The sequence below is a fragment of the Pseudalkalibacillus sp. SCS-8 genome (assembly GCF_040126055.1).
Taxonomy (GTDB): domain Bacteria; phylum Bacillota; class Bacilli; order Bacillales; family Fictibacillaceae; genus Pseudalkalibacillus; species Pseudalkalibacillus nanhaiensis.
This window is the reverse complement of the sequence record NZ_CP143541.1, coordinates 3442990-3462178: the sequence shown is the minus strand read 5'-3', so window position 1 is coordinate 3462178 and position 19189 is coordinate 3442990. Positions and strand designations below refer to the sequence as shown.

Annotated in this window: 15 protein-coding genes; 13 read left to right on the top strand and 2 right to left on the bottom strand. The window is 46.4% G+C overall.

All coding sequences use genetic code 11. The annotated features are described in order from the left end of the window. The first annotated feature begins 437 nt into the window (after positions 1-437). From V1497_RS17865 to V1497_RS17855, 3 genes are read left to right on the top strand one after another with little or no spacing between them, the layout of a single operon-like run. Positions 438-611: a XapX domain-containing protein gene (locus V1497_RS17865; protein WP_349408862.1), complete on the top strand. Its 174-nt coding sequence runs from the start codon at positions 438-440 to the stop codon at positions 609-611. 19 nt (positions 612-630) lie between these two features. Next, positions 631-1404 carry an alpha/beta hydrolase gene (locus V1497_RS17860; protein WP_349410875.1) on the top strand — a complete coding sequence of 258 codons (774 nt, stop codon included), beginning with the start codon at positions 631-633 and terminating at the stop codon, positions 1402-1404. A 59-nt stretch (positions 1405-1463) separates the two neighbouring features. Further along, entirely contained in the window at positions 1464-1934 is a 471-nt protein-coding gene (locus V1497_RS17855; RefSeq protein ID WP_349408861.1) for an RDD family protein, read from the top strand. 70 nt (positions 1935-2004) lie between these two features. On the opposite strand, the gene V1497_RS17850 is transcribed toward V1497_RS17855, so the two are convergent. Together V1497_RS17850 and cls are read right to left on the bottom strand one after the other, a co-directional pair. After that, complete coding sequence (locus tag V1497_RS17850; RefSeq protein WP_349408860.1) at positions 2005-2637, bottom strand: hypothetical protein; 633 nt, start codon at positions 2635-2637, stop codon at positions 2005-2007. Between the two features lie 159 nt (positions 2638-2796). Further along, complete coding sequence (cls, locus tag V1497_RS17845) at positions 2797-3993, bottom strand: cardiolipin synthase (protein WP_349408859.1); 1197 nt, start codon at positions 3991-3993, stop codon at positions 2797-2799. A gap of 244 nt (positions 3994-4237) precedes the next feature. Here cls and V1497_RS17840 point away from each other — a divergent pair, with 244 nt between their 5' ends. The 10 genes from V1497_RS17840 to V1497_RS17795 all read left to right on the top strand — a co-directional run bounded on the left by V1497_RS17840 (position 4238) and on the right by V1497_RS17795 (position 19040). Further along, complete coding sequence (locus tag V1497_RS17840) at positions 4238-6370, top strand: (Fe-S)-binding protein (RefSeq protein ID WP_349408858.1); 2133 nt, start codon at positions 4238-4240, stop codon at positions 6368-6370. Positions 6371-6850: 480 nt separating this feature from the next. Further along, positions 6851-8038 carry an acetyl-CoA C-acetyltransferase gene (locus V1497_RS17835; protein WP_349408857.1) on the top strand — a complete coding sequence of 396 codons (1188 nt, stop codon included), beginning with the start codon at positions 6851-6853 and terminating at the stop codon, positions 8036-8038. Between the two features lie 19 nt (positions 8039-8057). After that, the gene (locus V1497_RS17830; RefSeq protein WP_349408856.1) at positions 8058-8909 is read left to right on the top strand and encodes a 3-hydroxybutyryl-CoA dehydrogenase; all 852 of its coding nucleotides are present in this window, start codon (positions 8058-8060) and stop codon (positions 8907-8909) included. Positions 8910-8938: 29 nt separating this feature from the next. Beyond that, entirely contained in the window at positions 8939-10081 is a 1143-nt protein-coding gene (locus V1497_RS17825) for an acyl-CoA dehydrogenase (RefSeq protein ID WP_349408855.1), read from the top strand. Positions 10082-10203: 122 nt separating this feature from the next. Then, the gene (locus V1497_RS17820) at positions 10204-11346 is read left to right on the top strand and encodes an acyl-CoA dehydrogenase (protein WP_349408854.1); all 1143 of its coding nucleotides are present in this window, start codon (positions 10204-10206) and stop codon (positions 11344-11346) included. Between the two features lie 29 nt (positions 11347-11375). Beyond that, entirely contained in the window at positions 11376-12350 is a 975-nt protein-coding gene (gene meaB / locus V1497_RS17815; RefSeq protein ID WP_349408853.1) for a methylmalonyl Co-A mutase-associated GTPase MeaB, read from the top strand. Between the two features lie 3 nt (positions 12351-12353). Continuing rightward, entirely contained in the window at positions 12354-12995 is a 642-nt protein-coding gene (locus tag V1497_RS17810; protein ID WP_349408852.1) for a TetR/AcrR family transcriptional regulator, read from the top strand. Between the two features lie 92 nt (positions 12996-13087). Beyond that, a complete protein-coding gene (gene icmF / locus V1497_RS17805; protein WP_349408851.1) occupies positions 13088-16351 on the top strand; it encodes a fused isobutyryl-CoA mutase/GTPase IcmF in 3264 nt (1087 codons plus the stop codon). A 233-nt stretch (positions 16352-16584) separates the two neighbouring features. After that, positions 16585-17127, top strand: coding sequence for a DNA-directed RNA polymerase subunit delta (gene rpoE, locus V1497_RS17800; RefSeq protein WP_349408850.1), 543 nt, complete (start codon positions 16585-16587; stop codon positions 17125-17127). A 308-nt stretch (positions 17128-17435) separates the two neighbouring features. Further along, positions 17436-19040, top strand: a complete 1605-nt coding sequence (locus V1497_RS17795) for a CTP synthase (RefSeq protein ID WP_349408849.1) — start codon at positions 17436-17438, stop codon at positions 19038-19040. Positions 19041-19189 lie beyond the last annotated feature (149 nt).

The window sequence follows — 19189 nt, the reverse complement described above, 5'->3', positions numbered from 1 at the left end:
TTTTGTAGATTTAGGGAATGGGGAACGTGAAGTGGTGTTTCAATGCCCTGAAAATGCGAAAACCGCAAAATGAGGGAAGAAAAGGTGTTTCAATGCTCTGAAAATGCGAAAACCGCAAAATGAGGGTAAAGAAAAGGTGTTTCAATGCCCTGAAAACGCAAAAACCGCAGAATGAGGGTAAAGAAAAGGTGTTTCAATGCCCTGAAAACGCAAAAACCGCAAAATGAGGGTAAAGAAAAGGTGTTTCAATGCCCTGAAAACGCAAAAACCGCAAAATAAGGGTAAAGAAGCGGTGTTTCAATGCCCTGAAAACGCAAAAACTCCAAAATGAGGGTAAATAAAGGGTGTTTCAACCCTGAAAATGCAAAAACCGCTAAATGGAGACAAATAAAAGGCATTTCAATGAGCCAATCTGAAATAAATGGAGGAAAACAACTATGAAAATTGCAGTGTTATCAATTTTATCTGGATTCATCGTCGGAGTCGTGTTCGCGCTCTTTAAGCTTCCGATTCCTGCACCACCAGCTCTTTCGGGAATTCTCGGAATCGTTGGAATCTATCTTGGGTATAAATTTGTCATCTCAGTATTGCCTTATATCATGAACACTTAAGGAGGCACCCTATTTGGACATGGTGCATGTACATAACCGTCAACTGAGTATCAGCGATAAAGGAGAAGGGATGCCGGTCATATTCCTGCATCCACCAGGCCTCGGGAAAGAAGTCTTTCATTATCAGGATCATTTAACGGAGCATTACAGGGTGATCCGGTACGATATGTGCGGCCATGGGGACAGCGAGGGGATCGATGAACCTGTGACCATCAAGCTTTTGTCTGAGGAGCTTCTCGCTGTCCTCGATGCACTTGATATCGACAAAGCTGTCATTTGTGGTTATTCGGCAGGTGGTTCGGTCGCTCAGGAATTTGCGCTGACGTATCCCGAACGTACGGCTGGTCTAATCTTAAGCGGAGGCTTCCCGCGTGTGGTCAATCCTTTCCTGAAGGCTGAATTCCTGCTCGGTATGAAGATACTTAAGCACTCGCCTCATCTGCTTGGAAAAATTCTTACCACAAGTCACGGAATCAAGCAGGAAGATCGGGACAGGCTGTGGAAAACCGTAAGTAGAACAAATACGCAGAATTGGTATGACTTCTATGACGCTTCCTACACATACTCCTGCTATCACCTTCTACCTTCCATCCAACCACCGACTTTAGTCATTTATGGGCAGAATGCAAAGCATATCAAGGTTCATGTGAAGGATTATGAAACGTTGGTGCACAATTCACGGATTGCAATTGTCCGACATGCTTTCCATGAAGTACCGATCAGAGAGTGGCATGTGTTCAATCAAATCGTGGATACATTCATCCAGAATGGTGTGAACAAAACAACGAAATAAAAGAAGCGGCTCGTGCATACAGTAGTTTTATACAAGCTATTGTTTAGGAGGAGAGGCTCTTGGGCGAGGTCAGGAATAATCAACGTCCGAATGTTCATGTTTACGCATCAGTTTGGCAGCGGATCCTTGCTGTCATTGTTGATCTCCTTGTCATCACAGCTCCACTCAGTGTCATCAGCTTCCTCGTTGTAGGGAATTGGCGAGGAGACTGGATTACGATTTTGCTTGAGGCGATTTATTGGTTGGTCATTCCGGTCATAACGAGAGGATATACGATCGGGAAGTGGATGGCTGGTATCCGCATTGAAATGCGCAAAGGAAATCCGCCGGGTTATTTTTGCATGTTTTTACGTTACGCCGTTGTTCCGTTCTTCTATGTCATTTCTTTCGGAGGTCTGCTGCTCTTAAGCTGCGGAATGATGGTATTACGGACCGATCGCAAGAGTCTTCACGACGTAGTAGCGGGTACGGTCGTCGTCAAAGGGTCTGTACCGAAGTATGTACCGAACCAATCGAAAATTTCCGCATAAATCACAAACGACAGCCTCGGGCTGTCGTTTGTTTTTTGTGTCAGCTATGTAAAAAGTAACCCCTTTTACTCTATAGATCTTTTGCGATTACATTATGGGTTTTATCATAGCTGGAATAAGCTTTCTTAGTAGGTCGCTGAAACATGAACATTCTTATCACTGGTTTACAGTAATAGATGCATTTTCCCGTAAAAATGATGATGTTGGTTGATTGGTAAATGGCTATGGTTTTACAAATGGCTTTTCCTCCGACGGTTAATGCCGCAATGACACTGGTAAGTAAAACAGTAATCACAATAAACAAAAAAGAACCTTGCGTTGTATTGATTATTTTCGCAGCCTGAAAAACTACAGCAGTAGAAGCAGCTCCACTGACAATTCCTGCAATATCACCGACAACATCATTGAAGAAACTTGAAAATACAGGAGCATTTTTCGAGATGTATGCCGCTTCCTTCGCCCCTTTTACTTTTTTGGAAGCCATTGCATGGAAGTGTACCTCTTTCGATGTTGCAGCTGCTAATCCGATCGTATCTCCAATAATTCCGATCAAGATGAACAAAAGGACGACGAATAAGCTGACCAGAAGACTGGATCCACTGCGAAAAAGGGTTGAAGCAATTGAGAAAATGATGGCTAAACCGAATGTCAGCAAGCTGATTTTACTACTCCATGGAATTGATTCATGCAAGAGCTTGAGCATAAATGATATCCTCCTCCTTTTTTCCGAGCGCCGTTTTATTAGTTAATTGCATTATTTTTGCACTAAGGAAACATTTATCCTATTGTAACGTAATGGCAATCTTCTGTAAACGGCATGGATTCATGTTGGAGGATGGGGGATCCATGATCTTTTTGATGTCTACAAAAATTTTGAAATGGTTATTGCAAAAAGGCCTTTTGTCCTTTCTAAGAGTGATCGTTTAGTTAAATCAGGCAATTGCAGCTGTTCAGACTGCTGTAAATCGAAATCAACCACTTTCAAGACCGTGTCAATCAACTCCTGGGATGTAAACAGGCAATTCACTTCATTGTTCAAATGGAAGCTTCTTTTGTCAAAATTGGCCGTTCCGAGATCACAGAAGGATTTGTCGATCATGAATACCTTTGCGTGATAGAAGCCTGGATAATACCGGTATACCTCTGCTCCAGCGTGTAAGAGGGGCAAAAGAAAGGGGATGGCTGCTTCTTTTACGAAGGGATGATCTGCTCTCATCGGGATGAGGATCTTCACTTTAATACCGTTCTGGCACGCTGTTTTCAAGGCCTGTACGATTTTTCGTCCAGGGATGAAATAGGGGGTCCCGATGAAAATCGATTCCTTCGCTTCATTGATTTTTGACAAGAAAAAGCTCTCCATATGCTCGCCGTTGGTCGCAAATAATGTAAACTTCTCCTTACCCTTTTCCTCGACAGGGGGGAATTCGAAATGAAAGGTCTGAGCAGTCGATTGCTTCAATTCCCAATCAATCAGAGCGTAGAACTGTTTTACAACCGAACCTGAAAGCCTTAAGTGGTAATCACGCCAATGACCTAATTTCGGATCCTTTCCGAGGTATTCTTCTCCTACATTGAAGCCTCCGATATAGGCAAAATCCCCGTCAATGACTGAAATTTTCCGGTGATTCCGTCTGTTGAAGGAATAGAATAGGTATGGAAATTTAGGTCGTTCGATGACAAGCACATTGACCCCTGATTCTTCTAGGCTTTCAATGACCGATTTAGGAAGCTTGTGACTGCCGAGCGCATCAACGACGAAAAAGACGGTTACGCCATCAGAGGCCTTTTTCTTCAGTATTTGAAACATTTCCTTTCCAAGCGGATCGTTTCGTACAATATAAAATTGCACATAAATGAACGACTCGGCAGATTTCAAGTCCTCAAAATATTGCTTGAAAAATTTAGTTCCTTCTGAGTAAAAGGACCACTGGCCATTTTCTGGGTCAAGCTTCAATTTGTTCGTAGCTGTCAGGTGTTTTTTTCGGCCCAGCATATAGTCGACGGACGCCCAAACGATAATGATGACAGTCATGATTGCGAGTATGATCAGCACGTTCATTCAAACCGCTCCAATACGTGTAGTCCTCTTACTATTCCCAATTCAAGTCACTCCTATCAAGATTAGGAAAAATGACTCACCCACGGTAACGGAATATTTTCCAAAAAAATCATCGACTGAATGCTCATTCATTAAAAAGTATGCTATAATAATGTCAGAAAATTAGTTTCATTCAGAATTGAAGTCCAAGTGAAATTCTTCCGCAAATTGAACTGCATGAAAAACTGAGGGGGGCAGACGATTAATGAACACATTATTGATCATCAACTGGCTTGCATTCATTTTTGTAACCGCTTACGGAATTTATTTATTCGCATACGTTGTTAAAACACGTTACGAGTACATCAAGCTCGGCAAAAAAGCCGAGTTCGACAATACGATGAAGGAACGTTTCCAATCCATCCTCGTCAACGTTTTCGGGCAGAAGAAGCTACTGAAGGATAAAAAGAGTGGAATCATCCACGTCATGATGTTCTATGGATTCATCATGGTCCAATTCGGTGCGATCGATATGATCGTGAAAGGTCTTTCGCCTGGAGCACATCTACCACTTGGACCGCTTTATCCAGGATTCACCCTGTTCCAGGAGCTTGTCACATTGATGATCCTGGTAGCCGTCATTTGGGCTTTTTATCGCCGTTATATTGAGAAGCTTGTCCGTTTGAAGCGCGGATTTAAAGCAGGACTTGTCCTTTTGTTCATCGGCGGTTTGATGCTTTCCGTCCTATTCGGGAACGGAATGGAAATCATCTGGCATGATCTTGAATTGAGCGGGATGGCTCCAGTCGCAAGTGCAATCGCCTTTTTATTCGGATGGGTCGGGAAAACCGGCGCTGCCGTCCTTTTCTACGTTTCCTGGTGGGTTCACTTGTTGATCCTGCTTACGTTCTTGGTCTACGTACCACAATCCAAGCACGCCCACTTGATTGCTGGACCGATCAACGTCTTCCTGGGGCGCACGCACAAGGTTGGAAGACTTGCTTCAATTGATTTTGAAGATGAGACACAGGAAACTTTCGGTGTCGGAAAAGTTGAGGACTTCAATCAGAAGCAGCTCGTCGATCTTTACGCTTGTGTCGAATGTGGACGTTGTACAAATGTGTGTCCAGCTACTGGTACTGGAAAGATGCTGTCACCGATGGACTTGATCATCAAAATCCGTGACCACTTGACGGAAAAAGGTGCAGCAATTACATCCCGTACACCTTGGGTACCGGCTGTAGCATTCAGTGATACAAACGGAAACCAGTTAGCAGCACAAGGATTTGGCCGTGACGAAACGGCTGCTGCTGTAGAGGAAGAAAACCGTGGATTCGAATATACGATCGACCTCATTGGCGATGTCATTACGGAAGAAGAAATCTGGGCGTGTACAACATGCCGGAACTGTGAAGATCAATGTCCGGTCATGAATGAACACGTCGACAAGATTATCGACATGCGTCGTTATCTCGTTCTGACAGAAGGAAAGATGGATGCTGATGGTCAGCGCGCTATCCAGAATATTGAACGTCAAGGTAATCCTTGGGGGCTGAGCCGTAAGGAACGTGAAGACTGGCGCGACGGACACGACGATGTCCACATCCCGACTGTAAAAGAAGTCGAAAAAGCGGGTGAAGAATTCGAGTACCTGTTCTGGGTAAGTTCAATGGGCTCTTATGACAACCGAAGCCAAAAGATTGCGTTGTCACTGGCACGCATGATGAACACTGCTGGTATCACGTTTGCGATCCTCGGTAACAAGGAGAAAAACTCAGGTGATACACCACGTCGTATCGGTAATGAGTTCTTGTTCCAGGAAATTGCGACGAAAAATATCGAGTTATTCGAGAAGCACAATGTGAAGAAAATCATTACGATCGACCCTCACGCATACAACACGTTCAAAAATGAGTATCCAGACTTCGGTCTTGAAGGCGTTGAGGTTTATCACCATACAGAGCTGTTAGCGGACTGGATCCGTGAAGGCCGCTTGAAGCCGTCGCATGAAGTCGATGAAACGATTACGTATCATGACTCCTGCTACCTCGGACGCTACAACGAAGTGTATGAACCGCCACGTGACATTTTGAAAGCGATTCCGGGCGTCAAAGTTGTCGAAATGAATCGTAACCGTCAAAACGGCATGTGCTGTGGAGCAGGGGGCGGAATGATGTGGATGGAAGAAGACGCTGGTCACCGCGTGAATGTTGCGCGTACTGAACAAGCGCTTGAGGTAAGTCCGACGATGATCGGAAGCGGATGCCCGTACTGCCTCACCATGCTCAGTGACGGTACGAAGGCGAAAGAAGTGGAAGACAACGTACAAACACTTGATGTCGTTGAAATCCTTGAAAAATCTGTATTAGGAACAGAAGAACAACGCGTAGCGCAATAAGAAAACGAAAAGCATAAGCGCCCTGTGCGCTGAACGAGACATAACATCCATGCAGAACACACTCATAGATCAGCTCGGTGACTACCCGAGCTTGATCTCTTTCTATGTAGGCGATTGAGCGTTCGCTCGCAATGTCATTGGAGAGGGAATGAGGTGCTGAAAAGGGAGAAACGCAGGAATGAGCACCTTAACCGAGAGCAATGAGGTGCTGAAAAGCGGCAAACGCCGAATTGAACACCTCAAAGGAGAGCAATGAGGTGCTGAAAAGCGAGAAACGCCAAAATGAGCACCTCAAAGGAGAGCAATGAGGTGCTGAAAAAGGAGAAACGCCGGAATGAGCACCTCAAAGGAGAGCAATGAGGTGCTGAAAAGCGAGAAACGCCAAAATGAGCACCTCAACCTTTGTAAGTAGTAGCAAAAAGCGATCTTAAATCAAGCTTATGCTTATGCGATTCACCAATTTAAAGGAGGAGTTAGCAAATGGGGAAGACCGTAATTGTCAGTGGTGTCCGTACGCCGTTTGGAAAATTTGGTGGTGCACTTAGTTCGTTGACAGCTTCACAGCTTGGAGGGACAGCAATTAAAGAAGCGCTTGTCCGTGCAGGTATTTCAGCGAAAGATGTAGACGAAGTCATCATGGGATGTGTCCTGCAAGCAGGTCAAGGGCAAATCCCTTCACGCCAGGCTGCTAATCATGCCGGTATCCCTTGGGAAGTGAAAACTGAAACGGTCAACAAAGTATGTGCATCCGGTATGCGCAGTGTAACGATGGCTGACCAGATCATCCGTGCTGGAGATGAAGAAGTGGTTGTCGCGGGTGGAATGGAGTCCATGAGTAATGCACCTTACATGATGCCGAAAGCACGCTGGGGCTTCCGTATGGGAGACGGCAAGGTCGTCGATTCGATGGTTTCAGATGGACTTACCTGTTCCTTTAAAGGTGTGCATATGGGGAACTACGGAAACGAAACAGCAAGAAAGTTCAACCTTACGCGTGAGCAGCAGGATGAATGGGCATACCGCAGTCACCAGCGAGCGGTAGCGGCAATGGAATCCGGAAAACTTTCTGAGGAAATCGTTTCAGTTGAGGTTCCTCAGCGTAAAGGAGATCCGGTAGTTGTCGAGGCAGACGAAGCGCCTCGTAAGGATACGACTGCTGACGCACTCGGTAAATTGAGACCGGTATTCGACCACGATGGAACGATAACAGCTGGGAATGCCCCTGGTGTCAACGATGGAGCGGGCGCACTTGTCCTTATGTCCGAAGAACGTGCGAAAAAGGATGGAAAACAAGTGATGGCAACGATTCTAGGTCATACAGCCATTGCTTTAGAGCCTGAAAACTTCCCGGAAACACCAGGTGTCGTCATTAATGAACTACTTAAGAAAACCGGAAAATCATTAGCGGAAATCGACCTTTTTGAAGTGAATGAAGCTTTTGCGGCTGTCGCGCTTGCAAGCTCACAAATTGCTGATCTGGATGCTGAAAAAGTGAATGTGAACGGCGGTGCGGTAGCACTTGGCCACCCGATTGGGGCAAGTGGTTCTCGTATCATCATTACATTGATCCACGAGCTGAAGCGTCGTGGAGGCGGTGTCGGTATCGCGGCGATCTGTAGCGGTGGAGGTCAAGGTGACGCAATCATGATCGAAGTGGAAAAGCAATAAACCAAGGAGGTTCTTATACATGCAAATCAAAAACGTAATGGTCGTCGGAGCAGGGCAGATGGGCTCAGGAATTGCACAGGTTTTTGCACAGTCTGAATACAACGTCATTTTACATGACTTGAAGGAAGAGTTTGTGCAGAAGGGCATGGAATACATTTCAAAAAACATGAACCGTCAAGTTGAGAAGGAACGGATGACGAGGGAACAAGCAGATGCGGTTCTTTCCCGTTTGACGACATCAACCGATTTGAACAACGCATCCGATGTCGATCTTGTCGTAGAGGCGGTCGTCGAAAACCTTGAAGTGAAATGCAAGCTATTCACTCATTTGGATGACATCGCGCCAGAGCATGCGATTCTTGCAACAAACACGTCTTCGTTACCGATTACGGAAATCGCGGCAGCAACAAATCGTCCCGAAAGAGTAATCGGCATGCACTTCATGAATCCGGTACCCGTCATGAAGCTTGTTGAAATCATCCGAGGACTTGCGACGACAGATGAAATTTACAAAGTGATTGAAGATACGACAAAAACACTCAGCAAGACGCCGGTCGAAGTAAACGACTTTCCAGGTTTCGTTTCCAACCGTGTGTTGATGCCAATGATCAACGAAGCGATCTATACCGTGTATGAAGGAGTCGCAGAACCGGAAGCGATCGATGAAGTCATGAAGCTCGGAATGAATCACCCGATGGGGCCTTTGACATTGGCAGATTTCATCGGACTTGATACGTGTCTCTATATCATGGAGACCTTGCATGAAGGGTTCGGGGATGACAAATACCGACCGTGTCCGCTATTGCGTAAATACGTGAAGGCAGGCTGGCTAGGTAAGAAGACAGGCAAAGGATTTTATGAATACAACTAAGTCAAATATCGACTGACAGGGGGATGACCATGAATCTTCGTTTTACAGAAGAACAAGAAATGATGCGGAAAATGGTTCGTGATTTTGCGGAAGCAGAAATCCAACCGATCGTCGAGAAGATGGATGAAACAGATGAATTCCCACGAGCCGTCATAGACAAAATGGGTGAACTCGGGTTGATGGGGATTCCGATTCCGGAAGAATACGGCGGAGCAGGGATGGATTTCACCTCCTATATCATCGCAATCAATGAATTATCGAGAGTAAGCGCGACTGTAGGAGTCATCTTGTCGGTCCATACCTCTGTCGGCACAAATCCAATCTATTACTTTGGAACGGAAGAACAAAAGCAGAAGTATGTTCCGAAACTGGCGAGTGGGGAATACCTCGGTGCATTTGGTCTGACGGAACCAGGAGCCGGATCAGATGCAGGCGGATTGAAAACACGTGCAGTCCGGGATGGGGATCATTACATCCTGAATGGATCGAAGGTTTTCATCACCAATGCTGGAGAAGCGGATGTCTATATCGTTTTCGCTTCTACCAATCCGGACGAAGGCAGCCGTGGAATTTCGGCTTTCATTGTCGATAAGGACACACCTGGATTCCAGGTCGGGAAAAAAGAGAAGAAAATGGGGCTGAATGGATCCAATACGAGCCAACTCATTTTTGAGGATGCGAAAGTTCCCGTGGAAAACCGTCTTGGTGAGGAAGGAATGGGCTTCAAGATTGCGATGTCCAATCTGGATGCAGGACGCATCGGGATTGCTGCACAAGCACTCGGTATCGCGGAAGCGGCTCTTCGCTATTCGACGGACTACACGAAGGAACGACAGCAATTCGGTAAGCCGATCGCGCTTCAGCAAGGGATTGGATTCAAGCTCGCAGACATGGCGACAGAAGTCGAAGCGGCGAAGCTTTTAACCTATAAGGCTGCAAATCTGAAGTCGCTTGGTAAACCGTGTGGCAAGGATGCATCCATAGCGAAGCTGTTTGCATCTACGACAGCGACGAAATCTGCGATTGAAGCAGTCCAAATGCACGGTGGATACGGCTATACGAAGGATTATCCTGTCGAGCGGCTGTTCCGTGATGCGAAAGTGTGTGAAATCTATGAAGGCACGAGTGAAATCCAGAGGTTGGTCATCAGCAAGCATTTGATGAATTCGTAAAAAGGCGAAACGTCATTTTTAATGAATTCCAGTTTTTAAAATCGAATAATGAGAAAAAAACAGTGTTTTTTTATACAAATTGAATCGAAATTCACATCGAATTGGAAAAGGGAGAGGGAAACATGCAATTCCAACTGACTGAAGAACATGAAATGCTGAGAAAAATGGTCCGCGACTTTGCAAAAAACGAAGTAGAGCCGACAGCGGCAGAGCGTGATGAGGAAGAACGATTCGATCGTTCCTTATTCGATCAAATGGCTGAGCTCGGACTGACAGGGATTCCATGGCCGGAAGAGTACGGCGGAATCGGAGCGGATTACTTGAGCTATGTCATTGCGGTTGAAGAGCTTTCAAGAGTGTGTGCATCGACAGGCGTTACACTTTCAGCTCATACATCGCTTGCAGGCTGGCCGGTTTATAAGTACGGAACTGAAGAGCAGAAGCAGAAGTTCCTTCGCCCGATGGCTGAAGGGAAGAAAATGGGCGCATATGGACTGACTGAGCCAGGCTCCGGATCCGATGCTTCTAGAATGAAGACGACTGCCCGCTTGGATGGCGATCATTACGTCTTGAATGGTTCGAAAATTTTCATCACGAACGCTGGAGACGCGGAGATCTATGTGGTGTTCGCGGTTACAGATCCTGAGAGCAAGCATAAAGGAATCACGGCGTTCATCGTTGAAAAAGGAACGCCAGGCTTCTCGTTTGGTAAGAAGGAAAAGAAGCTAGGGATCCGTTCCTCCCCGACGCTTGAAATCATTTTTGAAGATTGCCGTGTGCCAGTGGAAAATCGCCTTGGAGAAGAAGGTGAAGGGTTCAAGATTGCGATGCAGACGCTCGATGGCGGACGTAACGGAATTGCAGCCCAAGCTGTCGGAATTGCGCAAGGGGCACTTGACGCTTCAACGAACTATGCAAAAGAGCGCCACCAGTTCGGTAAGCCGATCGGTTTACAACAAGGAATCGGATTCAAGCTTGCCGATATGGCGACTAAAGTTGAAGCTGCACGATTGCTGACGTATCAAGCGGCATGGCGCGAAAGTGAAGGACTTCCATACGGTAAGGAATCCGCAATGTCGAAATTGTACGCTGGAGACATCGCGATGGAAGTGACGACAGAAGCCGTTCAGGTATATGGCGGATATGGATATACGAAGGATTATCCAGTCGAGCGTTACATGCGTGATGCGAAAATCACTCAAATTTATGAAGGAACACAAGAAATTCAACGACTTGTCATCTCTAGGATGCTTATCGCAGATTAATCGCCAACAGTTGAACGGGAGGAGCACGTATGCACGAGCTCGCGAAAAGATTGATAGATAGGGACATGAGAGCGTTAGCCCGAGGAATCAGTCACTTTGAAAATGACCATCCGGATAAGCTTGAAATTTTAAAGGCCGTACATGATCAAGGGAAAGGTGCGCATATCATCGGAATCACTGGTTCTCCGGGTGCCGGGAAGAGCTCCCTCGTCAATCGGCTCATCCAGTTTTTACGATCGAAAAAAATGACCGTCGGAATCGTTGCGGTCGACCCGACAAGTCCCTTCAGCGGAGGGGCACTGCTCGGGGACCGCGTCCGGATGGCGGATCATTTTACAGACGCAGGTGTGTATATCCGAAGCATGGGCACACGTGGAAGTCTTGGGGGTCTTGCGAGGACGACGAAGGAAGCTGTCCGGCTTATGGATGCATACGGATTCGATGTCATTCTCGTCGAAACGGTCGGCGTCGGTCAATCCGAACTCGACATCATGAAGGTTGCCGACACAACGGCCGTTGTATTGAATCCTGGAAGCGGAGATGTCGTCCAGGTGTTCAAAGCCGGGATCATGGAGATCGCTGATTTGTTCATTATCAATAAAGCAGATCTACCCGGGGTTTCAAAGCTAATGACCGAGATTGAAGGGATGCTTGACCTTGTGAAGCATGATGCGGAATGGCGTCCCCCGATCGCCCAAACGATTTCGACTCAAAATAAAGGGCTTAAAGAGCTTTGGGATCGGTTCAAAGAGCATGGTCAGTATTTGAAGGATAGTGGAGAAGGAAAGCGAAAGCAGACCCGGATTCTGCAAGAAGAGGTGCTGGAGGTCGTCCATTACGAGCTGATGCGCCTGATTGAGAAAGAGAACGAAAAAGGAAGCTGGAGAGAACAGATTGCACGCAGGGAGATCGATCCTTACACAGCCGCTGATACGATCTTGTCGGAATGGACTCAAAGGCGGAACCCTTCTGAGTCACAAGATACGACTACGAAAGAGGGATGAGGTTTGGGGAAAAAGAAAGTACCATCATTAGTCAAAGATGAAAAGCTCATTCAGAAGCGTAGAGAAGAAATGGTGAAAGCAGCAGTGACTCTTTTCAAAGAAAAAGGATTTCACCGGACGACTACAAGAGAAATCGCCAAGGCAGCAGGTTTCAGCATCGGTACGCTTTATGAATATATCCGGACGAAGGAAGACGTCCTTTATCTGGTGTGTGACTCGATTTACGATGAAGTACGCTCAAGGCTTCAAAGTGAAATTGTCATGGATCAGCCAGGCATTAACAGGCTCAAAGAGGCCATTGCCGCGTATTTTAAAGTAATGGATGAAATGCAGGATGAAGTGCTTGTCATGTATCAGGAAGCGAAATCGTTGTCTGACGAGGCGCTTCCATACGTCCTAAGAAAAGAAATCGAAATGACAGGCATGTTTGAAAAGCTGATCCAACGTTCCGTGGATGCGGGGAACCTGTCGCTTACGGAAAAAGAAGTGAATCTCCTTGCCCATAACATCATGACGCAGGGTCAGATGTGGACATTCAGACGTTGGGTGCTACAGAAGGAACATACGTTAGAGAGCTATACGCAGTTCCAGATCCAGCTGCTCTTGAATGGCATCGCGATGGATCAGACGACAACACATGTTTAAATAGCTGGCGACTGTTACAAAACGCCATTTAGAAAAATAATCAAACATAAAGATCAATCAAGGTTTTGAACATAGAAAGGAGTAAGCCTATCATGGAAACCGAAATTTACAAGCCGAAGCATCCCGTTCGGTTCGTTACGGCAGCAAGCTTGTTCGACGGACATGATGCTTCCATCAATATTATGAGAAGGATCATCCAGGCAAGTGGAGCGGAAGTCATCCACCTCGGCCACAACCGTTCCGTTGACGAAGTCGTCCAGGCTGCCATCCAGGAGGATGTACAGGGTATTGCTGTTTCCTCTTATCAAGGCGGACACGTTGAATACTTCAAATACATGGTCGATCTTCTAAAGGAACATGGTGCTTCCCACATCCGCGTTTACGGAGGCGGCGGCGGGGTCATCATTCCGAAGGAGATCAAGGAACTCCATGATTATGGAGTCGCACGAATCTTCTCGCCTGAAGACGGTCGGAAATTAGGCCTTCAAGGCATGATAAATGAGATGGTGAAGGAGTGCGATTTCCCGACCATCACGGAATTGAAGGATGAGCTGGAGCACCTGCCATTGCGAGAGCCTAGAGCGGTAGCACGTCTCATTACCGCTGCAGAGAACTTCGGAAAAGTGAAGGAAGCCGAAATGGCTGCGACAGCAGAAAAAGCGCTAACACAATTGAAGGATATGGCGAAGGATGTTCCTGTACTCGGAATCACAGGTACAGGAGGAGCGGGTAAAAGCTCTTTGACAGATGAGCTCGTCCGCCGCTACTTGAATGAATTCGACGATAAAACGATCGCCATCATCTCGGTCGACCCGACGAAACAGAAGACAGGCGGAGCATTGCTTGGAGACCGGATCCGTATGAACGCGATCCATTCACCTCGCGTTTATATGCGAAGCCTTGCGACACGTGGATCGAAGACAGAATTGTCCGGAGCGATCAATGATGCGCTTGCAGTCGTGAAAGCGGCTGGATACGACCTGATCATCGTCGAGACGAGCGGAATCGGGCAGGGGAACGCTGAAATCGTGGAAATCTCCGACGTCTCCATGTATGTGATGACGAGCGAATTCGGTGCTCCGTCCCAATTGGAAAAAATCGATATGATCGATTTCGCCGATTTGATCGCCATCAACAAGTTTGACCGCAAAGGCTCTGAGGATGCCCTTCGTGAGGTGCGGAAAACGTATCAACGAAGCCGCACACTCTTTGATAAAGATCCTGAAGAAATGCCGGTTTACGGAACAATCGCAAGCCAGTTCAACGATCAAGGGACGAACATCCTCTTCAATGCATTAGTCAATGTGTTGAATGACAAATTCAACCTTGGATGGACAACATCCTTGAGCAGTGAAGGCAAAGTCGAAAAGCAAAACATGATCATCCCTCCGGATCGCGTCGGTTATTTGAATGATATCGTCCATACGGTCCGTAACTATCATGAGTTCGTTTCAGAGCAGTCTGAATCGGCACGTAAACTGTTCCAGATCGAAGGAACGTTAGAAGCCATCGAAGAAACGAATGCAGATGGCGATGTGACAATCCGTACGTTGAATGATGTGAAAACCAACTATGAGAAAAAGATCCACCCAGAAGTCAAAGAAGTTTTAGACGGATGGGACACATTGAAGGAACAATACAGCAAGGATGAATTCGTGACGAAGATCCGCGATAAGGAAATTGTGACGGAGCTGAAGACCCGCAGCCTTGCAGGTCTTGATATACCAAAGGTCGCTCTTCCTAAGTTCAAGGATTGGGGCGAAATCGTTCGCTGGTCCCTGCTTGAGAATGTACCTGGACGTTTTCCGTTTACTGCTGGCGTATTCCCTTTCAAACGAAAAGGTGAAGATCCGAAACGTCAGTTTGCCGGGGAAGGTACGCCGGAACGTACGAACCGCCGTTTCCATTACCTATCAAAGGATGATGAAGCGAAACGTCTTTCTACAGCATTCGATTCCGTCACGTTGTATGGAGAAGACCCGGATCATCGACCGGACATCTACGGTAAGGTCGGCGAGAGTGGCGTCAGCATTTGTACGCTCGATGACATGAAGAAGCTGTATGCAGGCTTCGATCTGACATCACCGACAACATCTGTCTCCATGACGATCAATGGTCCAGCGCCGATCATTCTTGCGATGTATATGAATACAGCAATCGATCAGCAGCTCTCTCGTTTTGAAGAGGAGAATGGCCGAAAGCCGAATGCGGAGGAAGAAGCGGACATCCGTGCGAAGACGCTTGCTGTCGTTCGTGGTACGGTTCAGGCTGACATCCTGAAGGAGGATCAAGGTCAGAATACATGTATCTTCTCAACCGAATTTGCATTGCGTCTGATGGGTGACATCCAAGAATACTTTATCGAAAATAAAGTGCGAAACTATTATTCTGTTTCAATCTCTGGCTATCATATCGCTGAAGCTGGCGCGAACCCAATCACCCAGCTTGCGTTGACGCTTGCGAACGGCTTTACGTATGTCGAGTACTACTTGAGCCGAGGAATGGACATCAACACATTCGCACCGAACCTATCATTCTTCTTCAGTAACGGTCTTGATCCGGAGTATACCGTCATCGGCCGTGTTGCACGAAGAATTTGGGCGACCGTCATGAAAAATAAATACAAAGCAAATGAGCGCAGCCAGAAGCTGAAATATCACATTCAGACATCAGGTCGTTCCTTGCACGCGCAAGAAATCGACTTCAACGATATCCGTACGACGCTACAAGCGTTGATGGCGATCTATGATAACTGTAACTCACTTCATACAAACTCGTATGACGAAGCAATCACAACACCGACTGAAGAATCCGTCCGCCGTGCGATGGCGATCCAGATGATCATTACGAAGGAGCTTGGACTTGCGAAGAACGAAAACTCCTTGCAAGGGTCCTTCATCATCGAAGAACTGACCGACCTAGTGGAAGAAGCTGTGTTGAAGGAGTTCGAACGCATAAATGCTCGTGGTGGCGTCCTCGGTGCGATGGAGACACAATATCAGCGCGGTAAGATCCAAGAAGAATCCATGTATTACGAGATGAAGAAGCACGATGGTTCATTGCCAATCATCGGCGTGAATACGTACTTGAACCCGAATCCTCCATCTGAAGAGGACTTCAACCTTCAGCTGGCACGGGCAACGAAAGAGGAGAAGGAACAGCAAATCAAGCATTTGCGAGAATTCCAGGAAAAGCATGGGGACAAAACGGCAGAAGCGTTGCAGCGCTTGAAGCAGACAGCGCTAAGCGGCGGCAACTTGTTTGCTGAACTGATGACGACCGTCCGCTATGCAAGCCTCGGACAAATCACCCGTGCCCTATACGAAGTCGGAGGAAAGTACCGCCGAAACATGTAATAGAGTCTGAAATGGAGTCACCTCGAGGATTCGAGGTGATTCTTTTTGCATTGAAAATAATTTGAAAAAATTATGCACAGGTATAGCATATCATCCGAGAAATTGTTTATAATGGATGGTATGATTACGTTAGATATGGCTTGGTCAGCAGTTACCGAGCTTGATTGTATAGAACAGTCCGACTGAGGCTGGTTCACGATATCGATCCATAAGTAGAAAGGACGTGCCTTTAGATGCTCGATACGTATTCTAAGGAAGAATTGAAAGAAGTTTCAATGCTTGAAATCGCATTTCATATTTTAAAAGAAAACAAGAAACCGACACCATTCACTGAATTGATGGAGCAGGTTTCAAAAATCCGTGAAATGGACCGCGACGAACAGAAGAAACGCGTTGCCCAGTTCTACACAGACATCAATATCGATGGTCGTTTCGTTTGTATCGGTGACAACCAGTGGGGTCTTAAAGTCTGGTATCCGGTTGAAAGCAGTGAAGAAGAGCTTGCGACGACAATCAAACCGAAGAAACGAAAAGGCAAGCGTGTAAAAGCAGAATATGAAGATGATGACTTCGAAGAATTCGAAGATGAATTGGAAGAGGATTTCGATGATCTTGAGGAAGACTTCGATGTTGACGATGAGGACGATGATAGTGAAGAGGACGTTGACGAAGAAGACGATGATTACGTTGATTTCGACGACGAGGAAACCGAGCTATCAGACGATGATGAGAGCGACGATCTCGAAGATGCAACAGACGAGGATGAAGATCGATAATAAGCCTTGACTTTTAATGGCAAAGTCGATAAAATCATTTTTGGGCTTTACTTATAGTCTATAATGAATTCAAACAAATGATATATAACACAAACATTCAAAACAAAAGCGCCCCCCATGTGGGTTTGGTGACGCTTTTGTTTTTTTGTTTTTTAAGAAACCTATTTTCTCAAGCTTTTATTTGAGCTGATGTTAAGCATTTCGAATCATTTGAAGCACCCCGTACTGAATACTGATGTATTTCGGCATACTGATAAAAGGTCAACACAACTCAGAAAACTAAATTCGGATCTCAAGGGGGAACCAACGTGTCAAAAAAGTATATCTTCGTAACAGGTGGAGTCGTTTCATCCTTAGGTAAAGGGATTACCGCAGCCTCTCTCGGCCGCCTATTGAAAAACCGCGGTGTAAAAGTGACAATTCAGAAATTCGATCCATATATCAACGTCGATCCGGGTACGATGAGCCCTTATCAACACGGGGAAGTATTCGTTACGGATGACGGCGCGGAAACAGACCTTGATCTTGGACACTACGAGCGATTCATCGACATTAACCTGAACAAGTACAGCAACGTCACGACAGGAAAGATCTATTCGACAGTCTTGAAAAAAGAACGTCGTGGAGACTATCTCGGTGGTACGGTGCAGGTCATTCCGCATATCACGAATGAAATCAAAGAACGCGTATTCCGCGCTGGCCGCGAGACGAATGCAGATGTTGTCATCACAGAAATCGGCGGTACTGTCGGGGACATCGAAAGCCTTCCATACCTGGAAGCGATTCGCCAGATTAAAAGTGACATTGGGGTCGAGAATGTCATGTACATCCACTGTACATTGGTTCCTTACATCAAAGCAGCCGGTGAAATGAAGACGAAGCCCACTCAGCACAGTGTAAAAGAATTACGCAGTCTCGGTATCCAGCCGAACGTCATCGTGGTCCGAAACGAGATGCCGTTGCCTCAAGAAATGAAGGACAAGATTGCACTATTCTGTGATATCAACCCGGATGCTGTTATCGAGGCGATGGACGCCGAAACATTATACGAAGTTCCTCTATCTCTTCAAAAGCAAAACCTTGACACGATCGTGTGTAAGCATCTGCACTTGGACTGCCAGGAAGCAGACATGACCGAGTGGAAAGAGCTAGTAAACCGGGTAACCAACCTGAAAAACAAGACGAAAATCGCGCTCGTCGGAAAGTACGTTTCTTTACCGGATGCCTATATTTCCGTCGTCGAATCGCTTCGTCATGCTGGGTACGAATTCGATGCGGACATCGATATCCAATGGATCAATTCCGAAAATGTAACGGATGAAAATGTCGAAGAGCTTCTTGGTGATGCAGACGGAATTCTCGTTCCTGGTGGATTCGGGGATCGCGGAATCGAAGGGAAGATCTCTGCAATCCGATATGCACGTGAGAAGAAGGTACCGATGCTAGGAATTTGTCTTGGCATGCAGCTTGCCTCAGTTGAGTTTGCACGACATGTACTCGGATATGACGATGCACATTCTGCAGAAATCAATCCGATGACGACGCACCCGGTCATCGATCTTCTTCCAGAGCAAAAAGATGTAGAAGACCTGGGCGGTACACTTCGCCTCGGAATCTATCCTTGTAAGCTGCAAAAGGATACGAATGCTTACGCGGCTTATGGTGAAGAGGTCGTCTACGAACGCCATCGTCACCGTTATGAATTCAACAACGAATTCCGTGAAGAAATGGAAAACGCAGGATTCCTATTCTCTGGGACAAGCCCGGATGGCCGATTGGTCGAAGTGATCGAATTGAAGGATCACCCTTGGTTCGTCGCATCTCAATTCCATCCAGAGTTCAAGTCTAGACCAACAAGACCGCAACCACTGTTCCGCGAATTCGTCAACGCCGCAACAAACCTGAAAAGATAAATATGGAAGCCGGTCGGATGATGTCCGACCGGTTTTTATTTGGTACGGGAACCCCAAAATTGGGATTTTCGCGTTTTCGGGGCAGATAAGAGAGGTTTATATGCCCCGAAATTAGCATTTCCACGTTTTCGGGGCAGATAAGAGAGGTT

Bases quoted from the DNA above. Each gene is read 5' to 3' on its own strand.
- V1497_RS17865 (WP_349408862.1), top strand. From the start codon at position 438: ATGAAAATTGCAGTGTTATCAATTTTATCTGGATTCATCGTCGGAGTC.
- V1497_RS17860 (WP_349410875.1), top strand. From the start codon at position 631: ATGGTGCATGTACATAACCGTCAACTGAGTATCAGCGATAAAGGAGAA.
- V1497_RS17850 (WP_349408860.1), bottom strand. From the start codon at position 2,637: ATGCTCAAGCTCTTGCATGAATCAATTCCATGGAGTAGTAAAATCAGC.
- cls (WP_349408859.1), bottom strand. From the start codon at position 3,993: ATGAACGTGCTGATCATACTCGCAATCATGACTGTCATCATTATCGTT.
- V1497_RS17840 (WP_349408858.1), top strand. From the start codon at position 4,238: ATGAACACATTATTGATCATCAACTGGCTTGCATTCATTTTTGTAACC.
- V1497_RS17835 (WP_349408857.1), top strand. From the start codon at position 6,851: ATGGGGAAGACCGTAATTGTCAGTGGTGTCCGTACGCCGTTTGGAAAA.
- V1497_RS17830 (WP_349408856.1), top strand. From the start codon at position 8,058: ATGCAAATCAAAAACGTAATGGTCGTCGGAGCAGGGCAGATGGGCTCA.
- V1497_RS17825 (WP_349408855.1), top strand. From the start codon at position 8,939: ATGAATCTTCGTTTTACAGAAGAACAAGAAATGATGCGGAAAATGGTT.
- V1497_RS17820 (WP_349408854.1), top strand. From the start codon at position 10,204: ATGCAATTCCAACTGACTGAAGAACATGAAATGCTGAGAAAAATGGTC.
- meaB (WP_349408853.1), top strand. From the start codon at position 11,376: ATGCACGAGCTCGCGAAAAGATTGATAGATAGGGACATGAGAGCGTTA.
- icmF (WP_349408851.1), top strand. From the start codon at position 13,088: ATGGAAACCGAAATTTACAAGCCGAAGCATCCCGTTCGGTTCGTTACG.
- rpoE (WP_349408850.1), top strand. From the start codon at position 16,585: ATGCTCGATACGTATTCTAAGGAAGAATTGAAAGAAGTTTCAATGCTT.